At 37.2% G+C, this 1,122-nt stretch carries 1 protein-coding gene; it reads right to left on the reverse strand.

The window, feature by feature from the left end; translation table 11 throughout:
• Nucleotides 1-314 precede the first annotated feature (314 nt).
• Nucleotides 315-1,122 (reverse strand): type III PLP-dependent enzyme domain-containing protein (locus AC1DND_RS28320; RefSeq protein WP_477586233.1); only part of this gene is annotated, 808 nt, incomplete at its 5' end.

Here is a 1,122-nt window from a genome sequence, read left to right on the forward strand (position 1 = left end):
GAGCATCAGCAGGAAGGGTATAATCTATAATAGTTGGGTCGTCTACTTTACCGAATTGCATTGTAATATGGATTTGTTTTACCGCTAAGTTAATAAAGAAAATTGTAAAGGATTCTGTAAAAGCGATCGTCACCCTGAATTTATTTCAGGGCCTATCCTACATGAAAGATGGCTGATCCCGAATATTCGGGGCAGTATGACGATGCAATTAGTAAGCCTAAAATAACCTTCCTCTAAGAGGTTAAAAACGTAAAAAGCGCCAAGTATAAACTTAGCGCTCTTTGCGAAAAACTTTGTGTTCTTTGCGGTTAAACTTARTAACCTAGAATCTTCAATACCTGCTTGCTATTTTGTTCTTCTCCAAAAACTTCGAAATTGAAACTTTCATCACGGTTTCTGCGGATCAAAACATGTTTCGGGCTTGGCAATAAACAGTGGTGAATACCACCATAACCGCTCAATACTTCCTGATAAGCACCAGTATGGAAGAAACCTAAGTACTGTACCTTACGCGTTTTAGGCATAAATACACTGTTCATGTGCGCTTCCTGGTTATAATAATCCTGCCCATCGCAGGTAATACCGCCTAAGTTAACCCGCTCATATTCAGCGTCCCAATTGTTAATCGGCAATAAAATGTATTTTTGATTCAATGCCCAAACATCAGGTAAATTGGTAATAAAAGAACCATCCAACATTAACCAACGCTCACGATCATTCTGTTGTTTACGGCCCAATACTTTATATAAAATACCAGAAGCCTCTGCAACCGTATATTTGCCAAATTCGGTAATAATATCTGGTTCCATTACGTCGTGGATCGCGCAGATTTCTTTAATCCTTTTTACGATTTCGTTTACCATGTATTCGTAATCGAAATCGAATACCAACGAATCTTTAAATGGCATACCACCACCAATATCCAGGGTATCTAAATCAGGATTGATCTTTTTAAACTTGCAATAAAGCGTTACGTATTTCTCTAACTCGTTCCAATAATATGGCGAATCGGTAATACCAGAGTTAATAAAAAAGTGTAATAATTTAACCCTGAAATTAGGGTTGTGAACTATTTTATTGTTGTAGAAATCAATAATATCTTCCATACGCACACCTAAACGC

The sequence above is a fragment of the Pedobacter sp. 01N416 genome, assembly GCF_056399685.1.